At 62.6% G+C, this 21,091-nt stretch carries 16 protein-coding genes; 11 read left to right on the top strand and 5 right to left on the bottom strand.

Annotated elements, in window-relative coordinates; translation table 11 throughout:
• Positions 1–13: 13 nt before the first annotated feature.
• The 3 genes from NKI41_RS03850 to NKI41_RS03840 form a co-directional block, all read right to left on the bottom strand.
• Complete coding sequence (locus tag NKI41_RS03850; RefSeq protein ID WP_352470175.1) at positions 14–1,792, bottom strand: TRAP transporter large permease; 1,779 nt, start codon at positions 1,790–1,792, stop codon at positions 14–16.
• Complete coding sequence (locus tag NKI41_RS03845; protein ID WP_352452211.1) at positions 1,792–2,376, bottom strand: TRAP transporter small permease subunit; 585 nt, start codon at positions 2,374–2,376, stop codon at positions 1,792–1,794. The genes NKI41_RS03850 and NKI41_RS03845 overlap by 1 nt, the downstream gene beginning before the upstream one ends.
• Positions 2,377–2,580: 204 nt before the next feature.
• Complete coding sequence (locus NKI41_RS03840; RefSeq protein ID WP_352681497.1) at positions 2,581–3,486, bottom strand: branched-chain amino acid ABC transporter permease; 906 nt, start codon at positions 3,484–3,486, stop codon at positions 2,581–2,583.
• A 141-nt stretch (positions 3,487–3,627) separates the two neighbouring features.
• Between NKI41_RS03840 and NKI41_RS03835 the strand changes: the two genes are divergently transcribed.
• From NKI41_RS03835 to NKI41_RS03785, 11 genes are all read left to right on the top strand, one after another.
• The gene (locus NKI41_RS03835; protein WP_352681496.1) at positions 3,628–4,236 is read left to right on the top strand and encodes a CGNR zinc finger domain-containing protein; all 609 of its coding nucleotides are present in this window, start codon (positions 3,628–3,630) and stop codon (positions 4,234–4,236) included.
• Positions 4,229–4,759 (top strand): hypothetical protein, encoded by a 531-nt coding sequence (locus NKI41_RS03830; RefSeq protein ID WP_352452209.1) that lies wholly within the window; start codon positions 4,229–4,231, stop codon positions 4,757–4,759. The genes NKI41_RS03835 and NKI41_RS03830 overlap by 8 nt, the downstream gene beginning before the upstream one ends.
• A gap of 225 nt (positions 4,760–4,984) precedes the next feature.
• Positions 4,985–8,464 carry an indolepyruvate ferredoxin oxidoreductase family protein gene (locus tag NKI41_RS03825; protein ID WP_352681494.1) on the top strand — a complete coding sequence of 1,160 codons (3,480 nt, stop codon included), beginning with the start codon at positions 4,985–4,987 and terminating at the stop codon, positions 8,462–8,464.
• Between the two features lie 152 nt (positions 8,465–8,616).
• Entirely contained in the window at positions 8,617–10,938 is a 2,322-nt protein-coding gene (locus NKI41_RS03820; protein ID WP_352681492.1) for a putative bifunctional diguanylate cyclase/phosphodiesterase, read from the top strand.
• Between the two features lie 150 nt (positions 10,939–11,088).
• On the top strand, positions 11,089–11,871 hold the full coding sequence (locus NKI41_RS03815; protein ID WP_352469883.1) for an N-acyl amino acid synthase FeeM domain-containing protein: 783 nt from the start codon (positions 11,089–11,091) through the stop codon (positions 11,869–11,871).
• Positions 11,872–11,990: 119 nt separating this feature from the next.
• On the top strand, positions 11,991–12,140 hold the full coding sequence (locus NKI41_RS03810) for a DUF3096 domain-containing protein (protein WP_352469885.1): 150 nt from the start codon (positions 11,991–11,993) through the stop codon (positions 12,138–12,140).
• Positions 12,141–12,313: 173 nt separating this feature from the next.
• Positions 12,314–12,538, top strand: a complete 225-nt coding sequence (locus NKI41_RS03805; protein ID WP_254816044.1) for an aa3-type cytochrome c oxidase subunit IV — start codon at positions 12,314–12,316, stop codon at positions 12,536–12,538.
• A gap of 81 nt (positions 12,539–12,619) precedes the next feature.
• Positions 12,620–13,894: a Re/Si-specific NAD(P)(+) transhydrogenase subunit alpha gene (locus NKI41_RS03800; protein ID WP_352681490.1), complete on the top strand. Its 1,275-nt coding sequence runs from the start codon at positions 12,620–12,622 to the stop codon at positions 13,892–13,894.
• Positions 13,894–14,316, top strand: a complete 423-nt coding sequence (locus NKI41_RS03795) for an NAD(P) transhydrogenase subunit alpha part 2 (RefSeq protein ID WP_502893749.1) — start codon at positions 13,894–13,896, stop codon at positions 14,314–14,316. Before NKI41_RS03800 ends, NKI41_RS03795 begins: the two co-directional genes overlap by 1 nt.
• A 6-nt stretch (positions 14,317–14,322) precedes the next feature.
• Positions 14,323–15,720, top strand: a complete 1,398-nt coding sequence (locus NKI41_RS03790; RefSeq protein WP_352681486.1) for an NAD(P)(+) transhydrogenase (Re/Si-specific) subunit beta — start codon at positions 14,323–14,325, stop codon at positions 15,718–15,720.
• 92 nt (positions 15,721–15,812) lie between these two features.
• On the top strand, positions 15,813–17,333 hold the full coding sequence (locus NKI41_RS03785) for a hypothetical protein (RefSeq protein WP_352681484.1): 1,521 nt from the start codon (positions 15,813–15,815) through the stop codon (positions 17,331–17,333).
• Between the two features lie 88 nt (positions 17,334–17,421).
• Here NKI41_RS03785 and NKI41_RS03780 read toward each other — a convergent pair whose 3' ends face one another.
• A complete protein-coding gene (locus tag NKI41_RS03780; RefSeq protein ID WP_352681483.1) occupies positions 17,422–18,339 on the bottom strand; it encodes a hypothetical protein in 918 nt (305 codons plus the stop codon).
• Positions 18,340–18,584: 245 nt separating this feature from the next.
• On the bottom strand, positions 18,585–21,056 hold the full coding sequence (gene gyrB, locus NKI41_RS03775) for a DNA topoisomerase (ATP-hydrolyzing) subunit B (protein ID WP_352453677.1): 2,472 nt from the start codon (positions 21,054–21,056) through the stop codon (positions 18,585–18,587).
• Positions 21,057–21,091: the final 35 nt, after the last annotated feature.

Here is a 21,091-nt window from a genome sequence, read left to right as displayed (position 1 = left end):
TGCCGGGCCTTCCTCAGTTGAAACTCGGTGGTTGCGACAGATCGATTGCCGGCGCCGCCGGTTTCGCGGGCGGCTTTTCGTCGAAGCTCGGCGGCTGCGACAAATCCGGTGGGGAAGGTGAGGCCGGGGCAGTGCCGCCGTTGGCCGGCGGCGTGCCAAGCGGCGACAAGCCGATGCCAGGCGTTTCCGGCACCTGGTAGTTGATGGTGCCAGGATCGACGACAGTGCCTTTGTAGTGCATCACCATCTGCGGGAAGGCGATGGTCAGGCCGATCATGATCACCTGGATGCAGACGAAGGGCACTGCGCCCCAATAGATCTGCCCTGTGGTGACGGGCGCGATCTGCTTGCCGGTGAGTCGGTCGAGATAGGGCACGCGCGCGGCGACCGAGCGCAGATAAAACAGCGCGAAGCCGAAGGGCGGATGCATGAAGGAGGTCTGCATGTTGACGCCCAAAAGCACGCCAAACCAGATCAGGTCGATGCCGAGTTTGTCAGCCGCTGGCGCCAAAAGCGGCACGATGATGAAGGCAAGCTCGAAAAAGTCGAGGAAGAAGGCGAGCACGAAGACGAGGATGTTGACGCCAATCAGGAAACCGACTTCACCGCCCGGCAGCGACGTCAACAGGTGCTCGACCCAGATGTGGCCATTGACGCCGTAGAAGGTCAGCGAGAACACCCGCGCGCCGATCAGGATGAACAGAACGAAGGACGACAGCCTGGTCGTCGAGGCCAGCGCCTGCTTGACCACGTCGAGCGACAGCCGCCCCTTCACCGCCGCCATTGCAAGCGCGCCGACGGCGCCCATGGCGCCGCCTTCCGTCGGCGTGGCGATGCCAAGGAAGATGGTGCCCAGCACCAGGAAGATCAGCGCCAGCGGCGGGATCAGCACGATGATCACCTGCTGTGCCAGTCTGGACATCAGGTTGATCTTCAGGCGCTGGTCGACGATCGCCACGACATAGATGAAGATGACGCCGATGGTGGCGCCGAGAATATCGGCGTTGCCGCCATGGTTCGGCGCGAGGTAGCGATACGCCGCATAGGAAACCACCACCGCCGCCAGCAGCGCCGCCAGCAGCGACAGCACACCGTGGCCGAGCGTGCGGGCCTCAAGCGGCAGTGCCGGCATCGACTTCGGCCGAAAGATCGACATGAGCAGGATGTAGAGCATGTAGATGCCGGTCAAAATGAGCCCGGGGATCAGCGCCCCCTTGTACATATCGCCGACCGAGCGGCCGAGCTGGTCGGCCAGGACGATCAGCACCAGTGACGGCGGGATGATCTGGGCGAGCGTCCCGGACGCGGCAATGACGCCGGATGCCAGCCGCCGGTCGTAGCCGTAGCGCAGCATGATCGGCAGCGAAATCAGACCCATGGCAATGACGGAAGCCGCCACCACGCCGGTCGTCGCGGCAAGCAGCGCGCCGACGAAAATCACGGCATAGGCAAGGCCACCACGGACCGGTCCGAACAGCTGGCCGATCGTGTCGAGCAGGTCTTCGGCCATGCCGGATCGTTCGAGCACGATGCCCATGAAGGTGAAGAACGGGATCGCCAGCAGCGTATCGTTCGACATCACCCGGCTGCCATAGAAATTATCCGGCAACGCGTGCAGCAACGGCCAGGCGAGATTGATCGAGCCGCCCGAATAGGGCGACAGAAGCACGCCGATGAAGAAGAACATCAGGCCGTTGGCGGCGAGCGAGAAGGCGACGGGGTAGCCGATCAGCAGGAAGACGACCAGCGAGGCGAACATGATCGGCGCCATGTTCTGGGCGATGAACTCGATCACGAGCGCACCTCTTCGGCGAGCGCCTTGGCTTCGAGTTCGGCCTGCTCATGCGCCGATATGAACGGAGTGGGATCGTCCATCTGACCGCGCATGATGGCGATTTTCTTGATGATTTCGGAAATGCCCTGCAGCGCGAGCAGAAAAAAGCCGACCAGCAAAATCGCCTTCGCCGGCCAGATGATCAGCCCGCCGGAATTGTTCGACATCTCCCCGCTGCGATACGACAGCGACACATAGGGAACGAAATAGACCACCATCAACGTCACGAACGGCATCAGGAAGAAGACGTGACCGAAAAGGTCGATCCAGTGCTGCACGCGGCGCGAGAACATGCCGTAGACGATATCGATGCGGATATGGTCGTTCTGCTTCAGCGTGTAGGCGGCGGCCAGCATGAAGGCGGCGCCGAACAGATACCATTGCAATTCCAGCCAGGCGTTCGAGGACATGTCGAACACCTTGCGGATGACGGCGTTGGCGGCGCTTACCAGGATCGCCAGCAGGATCAGCCACGAAACCCATTTGCCGATGAATTCGTTCAAACGGTCAATGGTTCTGGAAAGAGCGAGAAGCCCTGCCATGCATTCCTCCCTTGTGTCAGAGCGCGGCGGTTCCCTGTCCGTCGTGTCGCTGTGGACCAACGGTATGCAGTGCGTGGTCCGGCGGGTCAACACGGGACACCCCGCATAAACACAGTTGTGAGATGACGGGCGGCAAAATGCTGCCGCGTCCTTTGCATGTCCAAGGACATGCGGCGCTTTCGTCCAAGCAAAGTCGGGTGCGGCTCAGGCGATCTTCTGTTGGTCGCGGCCGGCGCCGATCAGCACAAGCATGGCGACGAGGAACAGGTACATCCAGCCGTCCCGCCATTCGAGCGGGAAATAGCCGGCCCATAGCGATTCGGCCATGCCGAAAGCGGCGGCACCCAGTGCCGCCCGCAAAGGCGAGAGATAGCCGCCCACTGCGGTCACGAACAGGATCTTCAACCCGTAGACCAACCCTGTGCCGAAGCTGATGTTACCGTAGTAGAAGGCGGCGAGCACGCCGGCCAGTGCCGCGCAAAGGCCGCCGAAAAGCACCGCATGCCGAAACACCGCACGAACATCGACGCCGCACATCGCAGCCGCCTTGGGATCGTCGGATACGGCGCGCCAGCTCCGGCCGAAGCTCGAATATGCGAAGCCCCAGGCAGCCAGCGCCATGGCCGCCAGTACGGCGGCGCAATCGAGCAATTGGATCAGCGTCAACGTCGCCTTGAAGCTGGCATTCTGCGCGAAGACGATGGTCTGGGCCAGCATTGGCGGCAACCATAGGTCATGGGTATCGGCGGCGATGCGGCTGGCTTCCGACAAGACCAGCAATATGCCGAGCGTCGTCACCACGATGGCGTTGGGCGAGCGGTCGGCCAGCGGTTCGAAGATACTTCGCGACAGGACATGGCTGAGCAGCGCCGCATAAAGGAATGCCGCAGCTACGCCGAGCGCGACCGATGCAAACAGCGTCAACCACAGCGCCTGATAGCCGAACGCCGCAGTGAGGATCATCGTATGCCCGCAAAAGGCGAACAGCGCGCCATAGGCAAGATTGGTACGGTGCAGGATGCCGTTGGTCAGCACGTAGCCGAATGCAAGCAATGCGTAGAGCGCGCCCGAATGCAGCCCGTTCAGAACCTGCTGGAAGAAATAGAGCATGCAAGACCCTCTATGCATGCCCCGCAATCGGGGCAGAGGTTTGGGACGAACGATATTCTCAGTACGGCGATCGCCTCAGTGACGAGCGTTGCACCCGGAATCTAACTTGTCAAACGCGAGTTATCAGTTAGATTTCGCCATATGACAGTATCCTGGACTCCGCACCGCTTTACCGGTGGCATGCTGGCGCTCGATACGGCGAACACCGTCGTTTTGCGGAACGATCCGGAGAAAACTTTCGACCGTTTCGACGATCCGGCCGAGATCGCCCGCTTTGCCGAAGCCGCGAGTGCCTTTCGCGCCGCCGAGCTCGGTGGCAGGCGGCTCGTAGCGCCGGCGCCTGAAAAGATCGCACCGGTGGTGCTGTCGATCCGGGAGACGACCGATCGGCTGTTTCGCGGCGCGGTATCGAAAGGTGCGATCGCGACCGGCGATATGCCGAAATTCTTGGAAGCCTGCGCCGATGGCCTCGCTCATAGCCGCACCGAAATCGGCACGCCTGGAAAACCGTTCGGTGATCCGGCGACGCCGATTGCCTTCGAGGCCGCGCTTGCGGTCTCGGCGCTGTCGCTGCTGTGTAGCGACACCATCGCCAGGCTGAGGATATGTCCGAACTGCAGCTGGCTGTTTGTCGACAAAAGCCGGAATTCCAGCCGCCTCTGGTGCGACATGGCGGTGTGCGGCAACCGCCAGAAGGCAAACCGACACTATCGCCGCCGGACCGCGGCCAGGGAGGTCACCAATGTCTAGAAGATTCTCACGCGCGATGATTGTCGTCGCGGCGTTGTTCGCGGCGGCCGCGCTCGGCGCCTGCCGTGATTCCGGCAAGGACCAGTTGTTCGCCATTTCCGGGAAGCTGTTCGAGTTCAACTACCGGCTGGGTATCGCCACCTATGTCATCACTCTCAATCCGCTGCGGCCGGTGGGTGAGGGGCAGGTCGCTGTGGTCTCCTTCCAGAACCCGGCCGGCGGTGATCCGATCATCGTCACCCAGAAAATATGGCCGAAGCTGCCGCATGTGACGCTCACCAGCCCGCCGCTTACCTGCGTTGTCAAGGACAAGCCCTATGCGGTGTCGATCCGCATCGAGGATTCCAGCGGCAAGTTGCTGCAGAGTTTCGCGACCACTCTGACGTCCTCACTCGACCAGTCGGTCCTGCCCGACCGGCCTCTGGTGGTCGGGCCAGTCTACGAGCTCAACAAGGACCTGGCCGGCCATGTCGACGGCAAGCTGCCCGGTGAACCGAAGCCCAGTTGCCCAAAGGCTGCATGATGCATCACCAGCGGCACTGACCGCCGCCGGAATTTTTCATGCTCGGCCATCCTCCCCGACAGGCGTTTCGTGGCGCCACACGGCCGCGCACGGATCGTTTGTTGCGGACCGCCTGGCACCTTCGATTTTGTTTGACCTCCCCGGCAAGGGAAGAAAGACTGTGGGCACTCGACTCCGACGTTGGCCGCGCACCTCCAGGCGCGGCCTCCGCACAGGAAATGCCTGATGACGCTGCACAATGTCGCGCTCGACGACAAGTTCGACCTGGCAAAGGAGCGCATCTTCCTGTCGGGTGCCCAGGCAGTCATCCGCATGCTTCTGATGCAGCGCGAGCGCGACCGCCGGGCTGGCCTGAACACCGCCGGTTTCGTCTCCGGCTATCGCGGCTCGCCGCTCGGCGGCCTCGACATGCAGCTGTGGAAGGCCAGGAACCAGCTCGCGCAGTCGGACATCGTCTTCCAGCCCGGTCTCAACGAGGAGCTCGCCGCCACCGCCTGCTGGGGCTCGCAGCAGGCCGAATTGCTGGGCGAGGGTACCCATGACGGCGTTTTTTCGGTCTGGTACGGCAAGGGTCCGGGCGTCGACCGCTCCGGCGACGTGTTCCGCCACGCCAATCTCGCCGGGTCGTCGAAACATGGCGGCGTGCTGGCTCTGATGGGCGACGACCACATGGCCGAATCCTCGACCAACGCGCATGCCACCGAGTTCCTGTTCGTCGACAACATGGTGCCGATCCTTAATCCGGCCGGCGTCCAGGAGATCATCGACTACGGCCTTTACGGCTTTGCCATGTCGCGTTTTGCCGGCACCTGGGCGGCGATCAAATGCGTCAAGGACAACATCGAATCGACAGCCTCGGTCGATGCCGCGCTTGACCGGCTAGATATCGTCATTCCGGACTTCGACATGCCGCCCGGCGGCCTCAACATCCGTAACGAGATCGACATGCTCGGCCAGGAGGAGCGGTTGCATGAATACAAGCGCGCCGCCGCTTCTGCGTTCATCCACGCCAATGGGCTGAATCGGATCGTCTATTCGGGCGGCACCAGCGCCAAGCTTGGCATCGTCACCATCGGCAAGAGTTATCTCGATGTTCGCCAGGCGCTGGAGGATATCGGCGTCGACGAAGCGGCCGCCAGTCGTATCGGTATCAGGCTGTTCAAGGTCGGCTGCCCGTGGCCGCTCGACCTGCAACACATCGCCGACTTTGCTCGCGGCCTCGATACCATCGTCGTCGTCGAGGAGAAACGCTCGCTGATCGAGGTGCAACTGCGCGAGAACCTTTACGGCACCGCGACGCAGCCGGTCATCGTCGGCAAGAAGGACGAGACCGGCGACTGGCTGTTCCCGGCCAAGGGCGCGCTCGACCCCAACGATATTGCCATCGCGCTCGGCGAGAGGATTTTGCGAACGATCGGCCCGTCGGAAGAAATCGCCGCGCGGGTTGCGAAATTGCGCCAGTTCCAGGCGATGCTGGCCGACACGTCAGACATCGCCTCGCGCACGCCCTTCTTCTGCTCCGGCTGCCCACACAATTCCTCGACCAAGGTGCCGGACGGCTCGCTCGCCGCCGCCGGAATCGGCTGTCATTTCATGGCGCTGTGGATGGACCGCAACACCGTCGGCTTCACCGCCATGGGCGGCGAGGGCGCGCAGTGGGTCGGCCAGGCGCCGTTCTCGAAGCGCGAGCACATCTTCCAGAATCTGGGCGATGGCACTTACAACCACTCGGGTGTGCTGGCGATACGCTTCGCGCTGTCGACCGACGCCAACATCACCTACAAGATCCTCTACAATGACGCCGTCGCGATGACCGGTGGGCAGCCGCACGAGGGCGGCCTGACGGTAGACATGATCGCAAGGCAGGTGCGCGCCGAGGGCGTGGAGCGCATCGCCATCGTCACCGACGAGCCGGACAAGTATACCGGCAAGGTGGAATTTCCCGCCGGCGCCACCATCCATCACCGCGACGACCTCGATCTCGTCCAGCGCGAGTTGCGTTCGGTCAAAGGCGTCTCGGTGCTGCTCTACGACCAGACCTGCGCCGCCGAGAAGCGTCGCCGCCGCAAGCGCGGCACCTTCCCCGATCCGGACAAGCGTATCTTCATCAACGAGCTGGTCTGCGAAGGCTGCGGCGATTGCGGCGTGCAGTCGAATTGCGTCTCGATCCAGCCGGTCGAGACCGAATTCGGCCGCAAGCGCAAGATCGACCAGTCGAGCTGCAACAAGGACTTCTCTTGCGTCAACGGTTTCTGCCCCTCCTTCGTCACCGTTCACGGCGCCAAAATCAGGAAAGCCGAAGGCATAGCCGGCGCGGCCGACCCGCTCGCGGGGGTGCCGGCGCCGGCGCAATTTGCGCTCGGTGAACAAGGCTGGGCGGCGATCATCGACGGTGTCGGCGGCACCGGCGTCGTCACCATAGGCGCGGTGCTGGGCATGGCCGCGCACCTGGAAGGCAAGGGCTGCGGCATGATCGACATGGCCGGCCTCGCCCAGAAGGGCGGCTCGGTGTTCACCCATGTCCGCATCGCCCGCACGCCGGACGACATCCACGCCATTCGGGTATCGGCCGGCAAGGCCGATCTCGTGCTCGGCTGCGATCTCGTCGTTTCAGGTGCCAAGAAGGTGTTGGCCGCGGTGCGCGAAGGCCATACCATCTTCCTCGCCAACACTGCCGAGATCATGCCGGGCGAGTTCGCCCGTTCGGCCGATTTCTCGCTGCCCGTCGAGCGGCTGAAGAAGGCGATAAGAACGGCCGCGGGCGACGACAGGACGCATTTCTTCGACGCTACCCGCACCGCCACTGCCCTGTTCGGCAGCTCGCTTGGTGCCAACATGTTCATGCTCGGATTCGCCTTCCAGCATGGCGGCTTGCCGCTGTCGACGGAGGCGGTCGAGAAGGCGATCGAGCTCAACGGCGAGGCGGTAGCGATGAATGTCGCGGCATTTCGCTGGGGCCGCCGCGCCGCCCACCAGCCGGATTTCGTCCGCAGCCTTCTCGCCCAGCCGGGCAAGGCCACGCAGCATGCCGCCATTGCCGAGACGCTGGACGATATCATTGCTCGCCGCGTCGGCTTCCTGACCGCCTACCAGAACGCCGCCTATGGCAAGCGCTATGCCGACAGACTGGCGGCGCTGCGCAAGGCCGAAACCAATGCTGTGCCCGGGTCGACCGTGGTGACCGAGGCTGCCGCAAAGAACCTGTTCAAGCTGATGGCGATCAAGGACGAATACGAGGTGGCGCGGCTTTATACGGACGGCTCCTTTGCCGCAGAGCTCGCAAAGCAGTTCCAGAGCTACGGCAAGCTTGAATTCCATCTCGCACCGCCGATCATGGGCAGGCGCGGCAGTGACGGGAAGCCGAAGAAATCGAGCTTTGGCCCGTGGATGATGAACGCGTTCCGCCTGCTGGCGGCAATGAAGGGCCTGCGCGGCACCGTTTTCGACCTGTTCGGCTACAGCGCCGAGAGGCGTATGGAGCGGCAGCTTCTCGCCCTCTATGAAGCCGACCTGGAACTTGTCGCCGGCGCGCTGGCGCCGGGCAAGATCGAGGTTGCTGCCGCGCTTGTTTCGGTACCGGCGCTCATCCGCGGCTTTGGCCACGTCAAGCAGGCCAGTGCCGAAAAAGCCGCCGGCGAACGCCAGCGTCTGCTCGACCGCCTCTCGACGGCGCCGCTGCGGCCGCAACTTCAAGCCGCCGAATAATTCAGCGCTGTGATACGCCTTGTTTACCTGAACGGTAGTTTCCCTGCTTCCGCCGCGTCACCAATGGATGTTGGCAGGGTTCGAAACGCCGCTCTAAACCTTTCTTAAGGCCAATGTGACACTGCTGGGTTCCCCAGGGTTGGGATCCAGACGTGAATCTGAGACGAAAAAACGAGATTCCGGTCGACGTTTACATTCCGTTCGTGGAAACGCTGTTTCGCGACGGGTTCACGCTGTCGATCGGCCTTGTTGCGCAGACACTCCTCGTCATTCTGGTCTATTGGAAGACCATGGACTTGGCGTATCTTCTAGTTGCCGCTGGGCTCATCATTGTCGGTACTCTGCGCCTTCGCAACATCCGAAAATACGGGCGACTTCCTTCCCCGACGACGTGGGAAGAAGCCCATGATCGCGAAAACGATTACATAATTTTCGGTTCGATGCATGGTTTCATGCTTGGCGCGTTCTGTTTCGTCAGTATCTATCTGGCAAATGACAGCCACGACAACTATGCCGAAATAGCCTCTGTCTGCGTCACTCTGGCATCGGTCACGTCGATTGCCGGCCGCAATTATGGGTCGCCGCGGATGGTCATGATTTTTATCATAACCACCACATGGCCCATATCGCTTGGCTTTATCCTGCGCGGCGATATCTACCACATCATCCTCGGTCTGATGTCGGCCCCTTTTCTGTTTGCGATCAAACGGTTCGCCGACATCGTCCGCGAAGTCCTGTTTACCGCCCTGTCGGAGGAAAAGAAGGCGAACCGCATCGCGCAGCGTTTCAACCGCGCGCTCAACACCATGTCGCATGGCCTTGTCATGCTTGGTCCCGACGGCCGGGTGGCGGTGGCCAATGCCGAAGCCGCGCACCTGATGTCGCTCAAATCGGCCGATGCGCTGCTAGGCCGCTCGATCCACGGTCTGCTGATGCGCGGCGCTGCAGGCGGCATGCTGGCGCCGAAAGATTGCCGTTACATCGAAGCCCAGCTGACGCGTGCGTTGCGCGAGGGCCGCGACCGCAAGGTCCTGGTCTCGCTCACCAACGGCCAGCACTATGAATTTTCGGCGCGCGAAGGCAGCCAGGAACTGGGCGTCGTCACTTTCGAGGATGTGACCGCCCGGGTCGAGGCGGAAGACAAGATCCGCTTCATGGCGCGCTACGACAGTCTCACCGGCCTGCCCAACCGCGCCTACTTCCACGAGTTGGTGGTGGAAGCCATGGCCTCAGGGGATCCCGAGCGTCTCTGCGGGCTGGTGGTGCTCGATCTCGATGATTTCAAGAGCGTCAACGACACGCTCGGCCATCCGGTCGGCGACGGATTGATCTACGCCGTTGCCGAGCGGCTGGCGGCAGTCGCTGGGCCAGGCATCACCGTCAGCCGCTTCGGCGGCGACGAGTTCATGATCTTCTTCGAGCGCATCGAGGATGAAAGCCACCTGACCGGCCAGGTTGACGAGATCTTTGTCAATCTACAGGGCGAGGTCGATGTCGCCGGCCACGGATTACGCATCCAGGCCTCCGGCGGCGCGGTGCTGTCGCGGGTCAAGGATACCGACGTTGACGACATGATCGTCAAAGCCGACCTTGCACTCTACAAGGCCAAGGAGCTTGGCAAGAACGGTTGGCGGCTGTTCGAGGCCTCCATGGATGCTGCCTTCCGCAGCCGTCAGCTGATGAAGGCGGACCTGCGCAGCGCCGTGGAAAACAACGAATTGCGGGTGGTCTATCAGCCGATCGTCGCGATGAGCACGATGCGTATCGCCAGTTGCGAAGCGCTGTGCCGCTGGGATCATCCCGATCTCGGGCCGATTTCCCCCGGTATCTTTATTCCGCTGGCGGAGGAAATGGGGATTATTTCCGACATCAGCACCTTCGTCCTGCATGCGGCCTGCACGGAATGCGCCAAATGGCCGGCCCAGACCAGCGTGTCGGTCAATCTCTCGGCCAAGGATTTCCGCAACCGTGATGTCATCCAGAAGGTTCGCGACGCGCTGGCTGAATCCGGTCTCTCCGCCGGACGTCTGGAGATTGAGGTCACCGAGACGGCGCTGCTCGACGACAAGTCGCTGACACGCCAATATATCGAGGAGTTGAAGCGGCTCGGCGTGCGCATTGCGCTCGACGATTTCGGTACCGGGTATTCGAGCCTCAGCTATCTCCACAAACTGCCGCTCGACAAAATCAAGATCGACCGCTCGTTCCTGATGGATGTCACTCAGAACAGCCGGTCGCTCGAATTGCTCAAGGGCATCGTCAACCTGTCACGGCCGCTGGGACTTTCGGTTACCGTCGAAGGTGTCGAGACCTTCGAACAGCTCAAGATCCTGGCATTGCAGGTCAAGCCGGACCTGGTCCAGGGCTTTCTGTTCGGGTCGGCACTCAGCGCGTCCGGCATCGAGACGATGTCGAGCACCGTCTGGCCCTTTGCCAAGGACATCCAGACGGCAAGGAAGGCGCCGCGGCGCTGACTTCGCGCTGAAAACCTGCGTATTTTAGTATAATTTTATTAATTGTTAACCTTAACGGGCGGTAAACGAGCTCCTACTTATTTTCATCTTTACATCTCATGACCCGTCCGTAGTGTCGGCTGGTGGCGGTAATCGCGGGGAATAGAGTTCATGTGTGCCCAGTTGAGTTCGCTCGGCCATGCGGCGGGCGCTGGTGGGAAAGATGCGTCCGAGACCATGTCCAGCTTCGCGCAACATGTTTATGCGCTGCTTGACCGGACGGAGTACCGACGCTGTGAAAGCGGCGAGGACTTCGAAAACATTTACAGGCTGCGCTACAATTCCTATCGGATGAACGATCTGGTGCCCGAGAATGCGTCCCGTCAGGTCCATGACGAGTTTGACGAACTGCCCAATTGCCATACGTTCGGAATCTATATCGAGGGGCGGCTGGTCAGCACAATGCGCCTGCATAACGTGTCTGCTGATAACGCCACATCACCAGCACTCAGCGTCTACAAGGACTTGTTGATGCCGCGTCTGGCGGCCGGCGAAGTCTTTATCGATCCGAGCCGTTTTGCCGTGGACGCCGAATGGTCACGGCTTTACCCGCAGATCCCGTATGTGACGCTGCGCCTTGCGGGCATGGCTTGCTTCCATTTCGGCGCGCCTTATTGCATATCCATGATCCGCGAGGACCATGCGGCTTTCTACAAGCGCATCTATCGGGCGCGACCGATTGGCGATGCGCGGCCCTATGCCGGCGTGATCAACTGTTTCGCGCTGCTTTATCAAGCCGATGTCCTGGCGATCAAGAATGAAACCTACGCTCGCTTTCCGTTCTTCCGTTCGACGCCAATGGAGCAGCGCATGTTGTTCGATACGCCCGGTGCCGGCGAACTCGCCCCGCTGACCATCCTGCCCACCGCCAAGTATTTTCGCGAAGCCGCCTGAACGAGCCCATGGAGCCTTCCGGTCGCTTCGGCGTTCTGGGCAAGGGTGCTGGTGGTAGGTCGGCATGGCCGGCATCCACCAAGCATCGCTTCGATAGCCATCCGATCAAAGGAACCGACATGACCATTTCCACGCTCGCCCTCACCCCGCTCATCGCCCTGATCGCAGGCGTGCTGATCCTGGTGATGCCGCGGCTGCTCAATTATATCGTCGCCCTTTATCTGATCGTTGTCGGCCTGCTCGGGCTGTTCCCGCATCTCGCCGGCTAACGGCATCGGCAATAGCGGACCTGCCATCCATTGTGATTGGTATCGCCGCGCTCCGCGCAGCGATTTCAAGTTTTACTTGAGATTGTTGGCTGCGGCGATGCGGCAATAGCGCCATTGCCCTTAACGCGGCTTTTCGCTATGTGCCTGAAAGATGTCTTCGAAGGGGTATTCCAATGGCTGAACACACGCCGACCGGTCCTGTCGAACTGGGCGCGAAGATGGACTATGCCGAGCACGACCGCACCTATGCCGGCTTTGTGATGCTGGCCAAATATGGGTCGCTATTTTGCGCCGCCGTGCTTCTTGCCATGGCGTTCGGCTTCTTTGTGGGCGGCTTCTTCTCGGCGACTATCCTCTTCGTGCTGATCCTGGCCATCGGCGCCTTTATCCTCCGATAACTCCTCCAACCTTTGTCGAAGGCGCCGCCGGGGTCGGTCGGTGTCTTGCGGTAACAGGGTTCCGGCCGAAAGGATCGTGCGGTGGGACAGACGGTTTTCATCCCTCGTGAGCTCGACGCAAACGAGCCTCGCGTCGCGGCCTCGCCCGATACGGTGAAGCGGCTGGCAGCACTGGGTTTCGACGTAATCGTGGAAACCGGCGCCGGCACGGCGTCGCGCGTTCCCGACGAGGAGTTTGCCAAGGCGGGCGCCGCGATCGGCAAGGCCGGCGATGCAGCCAGGGCCGATGTGGTGCTGAAGGTGCGCCGCCCCACGGACGCCGAGCTGAAGGGCTACAAGTCCGGCGCCGCTGTCATCGCGATCATGGATCCCTACGGCAACGACGCTGCCGTCGCTGCCCTTGCCAAGGCCGGTGTTACTGCCTTCTCCATGGAGTTCATGCCGCGCATCACCCGCGCCCAGTCGATGGACGTTCTATCCAGCCAGGCCAACCTCGCCGGCTATCAGGCGGTGATCGACGCGGCTGCCGAATATGACCGGGCGTTACCGATGATGATGACGGCGGCCGGCACCGTACCGGCAGCGAAGGCGTTCGTCATGGGCGTCGGCGTCGCCGGTCTGCAGGCCATCGCCACCGCGCGCCGCCTCGGCGCCGTGGTCACCGCCACCGACGTGCGCCCGGCCGCCAAGGAGCAGGTCGCCTCGCTCGGCGCAAAATTCCTGGCCGTCGAGGACGAGGAGTTCAAGGCGGCCGAGACGGCCGGCGGCTACGCCAAGGAAATGTCGAAGGAATACCAGGCCAAGCAGGCGGCGCTGACTGCCGAGCACATCGCCAAGCAGGACATCGTCATCACCACCGCGCTGATCCCCGGCCGTCCGGCGCCGAAGCTGGTCTCGGCGGCAATGGTCGCCTCGATGAAACCCGGCTCTGTGATCGTCGACCTCGCGGTCGAGCGCGGCGGCAATGTCGAGGGCGCCGAAGCCGGCAAGGTGGTGACCACGGCCAACGGGGTAAAGATCGTCGGCCATCTCAACGTTCCCGGTCGCGTCGCCGCCTCGGCCTCGCTTCTCTATGCCAGGAACCTCTATGCCTTCCTTGAGACGCTGGTCGACAAAGCGACGAAGACGCTTGCCATCAACCGCGACGACGAGCTGGTCAAGGCAACCATGCTGACCGATGCTGGCAAGATCGTGCATCCGGCTTTCGCAAAGGCTGAGCAGGAGCCGCCAAAGGGCCAATATGTCGAACCACCGGCCATTCCGGCCAGGACGATGGTTGCCGAGGCTTCGGCGAAGCCGGCTGCGAAGAAAACGGCCGCTTCGAGGAAGCCCAAGACCACCGGAGGGATCGCGTGATGGATCAGACGCTGCAGAAAGCCCTCGACCAGCTCGACCAGGCGACAGCTGCCGTGCGGCTCGCCGTGCAGAACCTGGCGGCCGCGCCCGGCACCGAGGCGGTGGGTGACGCCGCTCACGCGCTGTCCGGCGGTGCCATCGATCCTTTCGTCTTTCGCTTCGCCATCTTTGTCCTGGCGATCTTCGTCGGCTACTACGTCGTGTGGTCCGTCACGCCGGCACTGCACACGCCGCTGATGGCGGTCACCAACGCCATTTCCTCCGTCATCGTCGTCGGCGCGCTGCTGGCCGTCGGCATCTCGGCCTCAGGGCTTGCCACCGGCTTCGGCTTCGTTGCGCTGATGCTGGTATCGGTCAACATCTTCGGCGGCTTCCTCGTCACCCAGCGCATGCTGGCCATGTACAAGAAGAAGGAAAAGTAGGCCGCCATGAACGCCAACTTCGCCTCCTTTCTCTATCTGGTCTCCGGCATCCTGTTCATCCTCGCATTGCGCGGCCTGTCGCATCCGACCACCAGCCGCCAGGGCAATATGTACGGCATGATCGGCATGGGCATCGCCATCGCCACGACGCTGGCGCTGGCGACCCCTTCGGCCGGGCGCTTCGGCCTCATAGTGCTCGGGCTGCTGATAGGCGGCTCGGCCGGTGCGGTCACGGCACGGCGCATTGCCATGACCTCGATGCCGCAGCTGGTCGCCGCCTTCCACTCGCTGGTCGGTCTTGCCGCGGTCATGGTGGCGGCCGCCGCCATCTATGCACCGGAAAGCTTCGGCATCGGCACCGTCGCCGATATTCATGCCCAGGCACTGATCGAGATGAGCCTCGGCGTTGCCATAGGTGCCATCACCTTCACCGGCTCGGTCATCGCCTTCTTGAAGCTTGACGGCCGCATGTCGGGCAAGCCGATCATGATCGGTGGCCGCCACTTCATCAACGCGGCCCTGGGCATTGCGCTGATCGTGCTGATCGTGCTGCTCGTCACCACCGAGTCCAAGGTGGTGTTCTGGCTGATCGTTGCCGCCTCGCTGGTGCTGGGTGTGCTTCTCATCATCCCGATCGGTGGCGCCGATATGCCGGTGGTCGTGTCGATGCTGAATTCCTATTCGGGCTGGGCCGCGGCCGCCCTGGGCTTCACGCTCGGCAATCTGGCGCTGATCATCACCGGCGCGCTGGTCGGCTCGTCGGGCGCCATCCTGTCTTACATCATGTGCAAAGGCATGAACCGGAGCTTCATCTCGGTCATCCTCGGCGGCTTCGGCGGCGAGACATCAGCCATTGCCAACGACGGCATCGAGCGCACGGTCAAGCAGGGCTCGGCCGAGGATGCCGCCTATCTGATGATGAATGCGCAAAAGGTCATCATCGTGCCGGGCTACGGCATGGCCGTCGCCCAGGCGCAGCACGCGCTGCGCGAGATGGCCGACAAGCTCAAGGCCAACGGCGTCGACGTCAAATACGCCATCCACCCGGTTGCCGGCCGCATGCCCGGCCACATGAACGTGCTCTTGGCCGAAGCCAACGTGCCTTATGACGAAGTGTTCGAGCTGGAGGACGTCAACTCTGAGTTCGCGCAGGCCGACGTCGCCTATGTCATCGGCGCCAACGACGTCACCAATCCCTCGGCCCGTGACGACAAGTCGTCACCGATCTACGGCATGCCGATCCTCGATGTCGACAAGGCCCGCACCTGCCTGTTCGTCAAGCGCTCGCTCGGCTCCGGCTATGCCGGCATCGACAACACGCTGTTCTACAAGGACGGCACCATGATGCTGCTCGGCGACGCCAAGAAGATGACCGAGGAGATCGTCAAAGCGATGGATCACTGAAACGGCGTCGCTGCCAACTCACTGCCGATCGTCGAATACAGCCCGGCTCCGCGCCGGGCTTTTTCTTGGCTGTTACCGGTTCTGAAGCTACGATGCCGACCCGTCGTCTTGCTAACGGCGTCATCGTGGAGGTGCTGGTGCCCGACCCTGGTTCTGCTGCATCGCCGGCCGCCGATCTGACCGCAGCAGAGAAGGCGCCACGCAAGCGCAGCCAGGCGGTAGTGGTCGTGCACGGCATGGGCGAGCAGCGGCCCATGGACACGTTGAGGGAGTTTGTCCAGGCCGTATGGAGCCACGATCCGGCCCGTGCACCGTTCTATGCCCATGTCCCCGATCCGGCCGACCCGATGGGTGCGAAGATCAACCAGAGCTGGATCACGCCCGACAGCCGGACCAATTCGCACGAACTCCGCCGGATCACCACGCCCTATGATGTCGATGGCCGCCGCACCGATTTCTACGAGCTTTACTGGGCCGACATCACCCAGGGCACGACCCGAAGCCGCCTTGCTGCCTGGGTGACGACCCTGCTCTGGCGCAAGCCGGCCGATATTCCGCGCGATGTGCTCAAACTCTATGTCGTCACGCTTTTGGCCACCCTCGTGGTCCTGGGCGCGGCGCTGGCGCTCGCAACGTCGACCTGGCAAGGCTACATCTCCTGGACGACGGGTGTGCTTGTCACGGTTCTGGCGTCGTTCGTCATCTGGTCGGTGGACCAGTTTGGCTTGCCCTATTTCGGCGACGTCGCCGCCTATGTGCGGGCCGAAGCGGCAACGGTCGAGAAGCGGGCGCTGGTCCGCGAGCGTGGCCTCAAGCTGCTGAAGCGTCTCATGATGGACGATGCCTATGACCGCATCGTGCTGGTCTCGCACAGCCTCGGGTCGATCATCGCCTATGATCTGTTGCAGATATTGTGGGCCGATTTCAGGCCTAGAAAGTTGGAAGCCATTCGCGACAAAGCGAGGCTGAAGGCGATCCACGCCGTCGACAAGGCGACGCTGGTCGCCGATGCCTCCGCTTGGCCCGACAGCCTCGATGACCTCCCCGCATTCCGGCGCAGCCAATGGGAGCTCTACCGGCAGCTTCGCGTCGGCGACGCCGATCATCCGCTGCCGTGGAAGATCAGCGATTTCGTCACGCTCGGCAGTCCGCTGACCCACAGCGAGTTTCTGGTGACCTACAACCTCGCCGAATTCAGGCGCGGCATCGCCGAGCGCCTGTTTTCAGCATGCCCGCCGATCGCCGACAGAGCGGCGGGCGGGACCATGCTCTACCAGGAAGGGCGCAGCCATTCCGGCAAGCCGCAGCGGGCAGTGCATCATGGCGCGGTGTTTGCCGCGACACGCTGGACCAATATTTTCGACAGGGGCAATGGCTGGCTGACCGGCGACCCGATTTCAGGGCGGATGACGGAAAATTTTGGTCCCGGCGTGGAAAACATCCAGGTCGAGCTGCGCGGCTCGGGCGGCCGCGTCTTCACGCACAGGCTCTACTGGTCGCTGACGGCGAGCGGCGTCGAGGTCGACGCGCTGGCCGGCGTACAGCCGCGCTCGCACCTTGCCGTGCTGCGCGATGCGGTCGATCTCGGCCGCAAACTGGAAGCTGAGCTGTAGGCGGCAAGCAATGCGCGGCGGCAGTTCAAAGCAAGGTCCCCTTCGGGCGTAATCTTCCCGAAGCGGACCGAGTTCGCTTAGTCACCGATCAACGATTGGTCAGGAAAATCGCTTCCTCGTCGTCGCGCTGCCTGCCGCCAAGTGCTGCAGCCGCGCTGGCAATGAAGGCCCCGACGACCAGCGACAGCGCGCCAATCAACGAGAAGGTCGCGCCTGCCTTTCTGGCGGTGTCGGCCGCCTGCTGGGCCTTGACCTTGGCGTCCTGCGCTCTGGCGATTACCGTATCGACGCGAGCGGTGGCATCCGCTTCGGACAGGCCTGTGCGGGCGGCCACCAGCCGCGATAGATAGGTCTTGTCGTCGGCCGATATTTCGCCTGCTGCGGCACTCGCGATTAGAATGCGCGATGCCTGCGCCGTTGCCGCAGCGTCGCTCTCCGGATTGGCGGCAGCGAGCCTTGCCGGATCGGCCGGGCGGAACAGCGTATCGACGAAATACGATGTGGCGTTGTCAGTCGAGGCGCTACCCGCGTTTGCAGCAGCACCTGCCGAAGCGCCCATTGCCGCGCCCGATGCCACAGTCGAAGCAGCCTGGACACCGGTACCTATCGCGGCCGAAAGCGCCGTGCCGAGCACGCCGGCGACGAGCAGCGTCGCCAGCGCCCAGGCCAGGAAGCCGTGAGCGGTATCGCGGAAGAAGACTTCATCGGTGTGGATGCCGACCCATTTGGTGCGCAGGCGTCCGGCGAGGTAGCCACCCAGGGCCGAGGACAGCCACTGCACGACGATCAGCCAGACGGCGGTGGAAACGGCGAAAGTGGTGACTGACGCACCCGAGCCGGACCATGGCGACACCATGCTCAGCCCAAGCCCGGAGCCGAGCAGCATCAAGATGAAGGTAAGCGTTGACGCAGCAAAGGCGCCGGCGACGATTGGCCCCCAGCTGACAGCAGTGGAAGCGGATTCCGTCGGGGCGGAAACGTCGACAGCTGTTACGGTGGACGGCATCGAAGCCTCCCTACCGTGCGAACAGCATGATCAGAATAATGATCGGTATTGGGACTCCGAGAAGCCAGAGCAAAATGCCACGTCCCATGGATGCCTCCTGCGGCGATTGTGATCAACTACAATGCCTTGAAAGCCTTTCCGTTCCGGCGGTCCTGGTGATCTTTGTTGCGTTGCAGCAGTCGTATTGGTGCGCCAAGGCGCACCAATACACTTCATGCCTGCTGGCTGGGTATCTGGATGGCGACTCAAATGTCCAGATTGGCAACCGACAGCGCGTTTTCCTGGATGAATTCGCGCCTTGGCTCGACCTCGTCGCCCATCAGCCGTGAAAACAAGCTGTCCGCATCAGTCGCGTCATTGACCTTGACCTGTAACAGCGAGCGCACATTCGGGTCGAGCGTCGTTTCCCAGAGCTGCTCGGCGTTCATTTCGCCAAGGCCCTTGTAGCGCTGCATGGTCAGGCCCTTGCGGCCGGTGGCAAACACGGCATTGAGCAGTGCCAGCGGCCCCGAAATGGTTTCCGAGACATCCTTGCGGCGCAGCACCGGCGGCTCGCCGTAGATTTCCGCCAGGCGCGGCGCATAGCGGTCGAGCTGGCGTGCGTCGGCGGAATTGATCAATGCCAGGTCGAGATGCGCGAACTCCTTGACGCTGCGCACCGTTCGCTCGAAGACATAGCCGCCAATGCCCTCGTTCGAGGTCGACATGCGGCCGATCCAGCCGCGCTCGGTGTCCTCGGCGATAATGTCGAGACGACGGGCAACACGCTCGGCCGTTTCGTTGGCGCGGCGGAGGTCGGTGAAGATCTCCGGGTTGAGCGCGCCGGCAATCGCTGCCTGCTCGACCACGCCTCTGTTATAGCGCGTGTGCAATCCGTTGATGAGCTGGCGGACAGCCAAGGCGTCGTCGATGGCGCTGCGCAGGTCCTGTCCAGCCCGCACCTCGCCTGTGCTGAGCGCCAGCGACGCTTCTTCCAGCCCGGAGCCGATCAGGAATTCCTCGAAGGCGGCTTCGTCCTTGATGTATTGCGAGCTCTTCCCGCGCGTCACCTTGTAGAGCGGCGGCTGCGCGATGTAGAGATGCCCGCGTTCGATCAGTTCCGGCATCTGCCGGAAGAAGAAGGTCAGCAGCAAGGTGCGGATGTGGGCGCCGTCGACATCGGCGTCGGTCATCAGGATGATCTTGTGGTAGCGCAGCTTGTCGGCGTTGAACTCGTCCTTGCCGATCGAGGTGCCGAGCGCGGTGATCAGCGTGCCGATCATGTCGGAGCCGAGCATGCGGTCGAAGCGGGCGCGCTCGACATTGAGGATCTTGCCGCGCAGCGGAAGAATGGCCTGGTTCTGGCGCGAACGGCCGCCCTTGGCCGAGCCGCCGGCGCTGTCGCCCTCGACGATAAAGATCTCGGATTTCGCCGGATCGCGCTCCTGGCAATCAGCCAGCTTGCCGGGCAGCGAGGTGACGCCGAGCGAACTCTTGCGGGTGATGTCGCGTGCCTTGCGCGCGGCTTCGCGCGCGGCAGCGGCCTGGATGACCTTCTCGATGACCGCCTTGCCCTCGGTCGGGTGCTCCTCGAGCCAGGTGCCGAGCGCTTCGTTGACAAGCCCTTCGACCACCGGGCGGACCTCGGACGACACCAGCTTGTCCTTGGTCTGCGAGGAGAATTTCGGGTCGGGAACCTTGACCGACAGCACCGCGGTCAGCCCTTCGCGGCAATCATCGCCGATCAGCGCCACTTTTTCCTTCTTGGTCAGGCCCGAGGAGTCGCCATAACCGGTTATCTGGCGCGTCAGCGCACCGCGGAAGCCTGCCAGATGCGTGCCGCCGTCGCGTTGCGGGATGTTGTTGGTGAAGGCCAGCACGTTCTCGTGGTAGCTGTCGTTCCACCACATGGCGACTTCGACCGTGATGCCGTCGCGCTCGGCGCGGATCGAGATCGGCTTGTCGAGCAACGGCTTCTTCGTCCGGTCGAGATATCGGACGAACTCTTCCAGCCCGCCATCGTAGTGCAGTTCATGGCGCACGATGTCGGCATGGCGGGCATCGGTCAAAACGATGCGCACGCCGGAGTTCAGGAAGGCGAGCTCGCGCAGCCGATGCTCCAGCGTACCGTAGTCGAATTCGACCATGGTGAAAGTCTCGGACGACGGCAAAAACGTGATTTCGCTGCCGCTGCGCCCTTCATAGGTGCCGGGGACCTTGTCTTGTTCATAACTGCCGGTGATCCGCAGCGGCGCGTCGGCATTGCCATGCGTGAAACTCATCTCGTAGATCTGGCCGTTGCGGCGGATCTTCAGTTTCAGCCAGGCCGACAGGGCGTTGACGACCGACACGCCGACGCCGTGCAGGCCGCCTGAGACCTTGTAGGAGTTCTGGTCGAACTTGCCGCCGGCATGCAGCTGCGTCATGATCACTTCGGCCGCTGAAATGCCTTCGCCGGTGTGGATATCGGTCGGAATGCCGCGGCCATTGTCGATGACCGTCACCGATCCGTCCGGATTGAGCGTCACCGTCACCAGGTCGGCATGGCCGGCCAGTGCTTCGTCGATGGCGTTGTCGACCACCTCATAGACCATGTGGTGCAGGCCCGAGCCGTCGTCGGTATCGCCGATATACATGCCCGGCCGCTTGCGAACGGCATCCAAGCCCTTCAAAACCTTGATGGAATCGGCGCCGTATTCGGCTTCAACGCCGTTGGCGATGTCGGTCTGGTCGCTCATGAAAACCTGTCTGATTGATGCCGTGTGCAGAGCGC

Origin of the sequence: Mesorhizobium sp. M0601, from assembly GCF_040320845.1 — a bacterium.
Lineage (GTDB): Bacteria > Pseudomonadota > Alphaproteobacteria > Rhizobiales > Rhizobiaceae > Mesorhizobium.
Note: the sequence above shows the minus strand (reverse complement) of the source record. Positions and strands in the feature narration are given on the sequence as shown.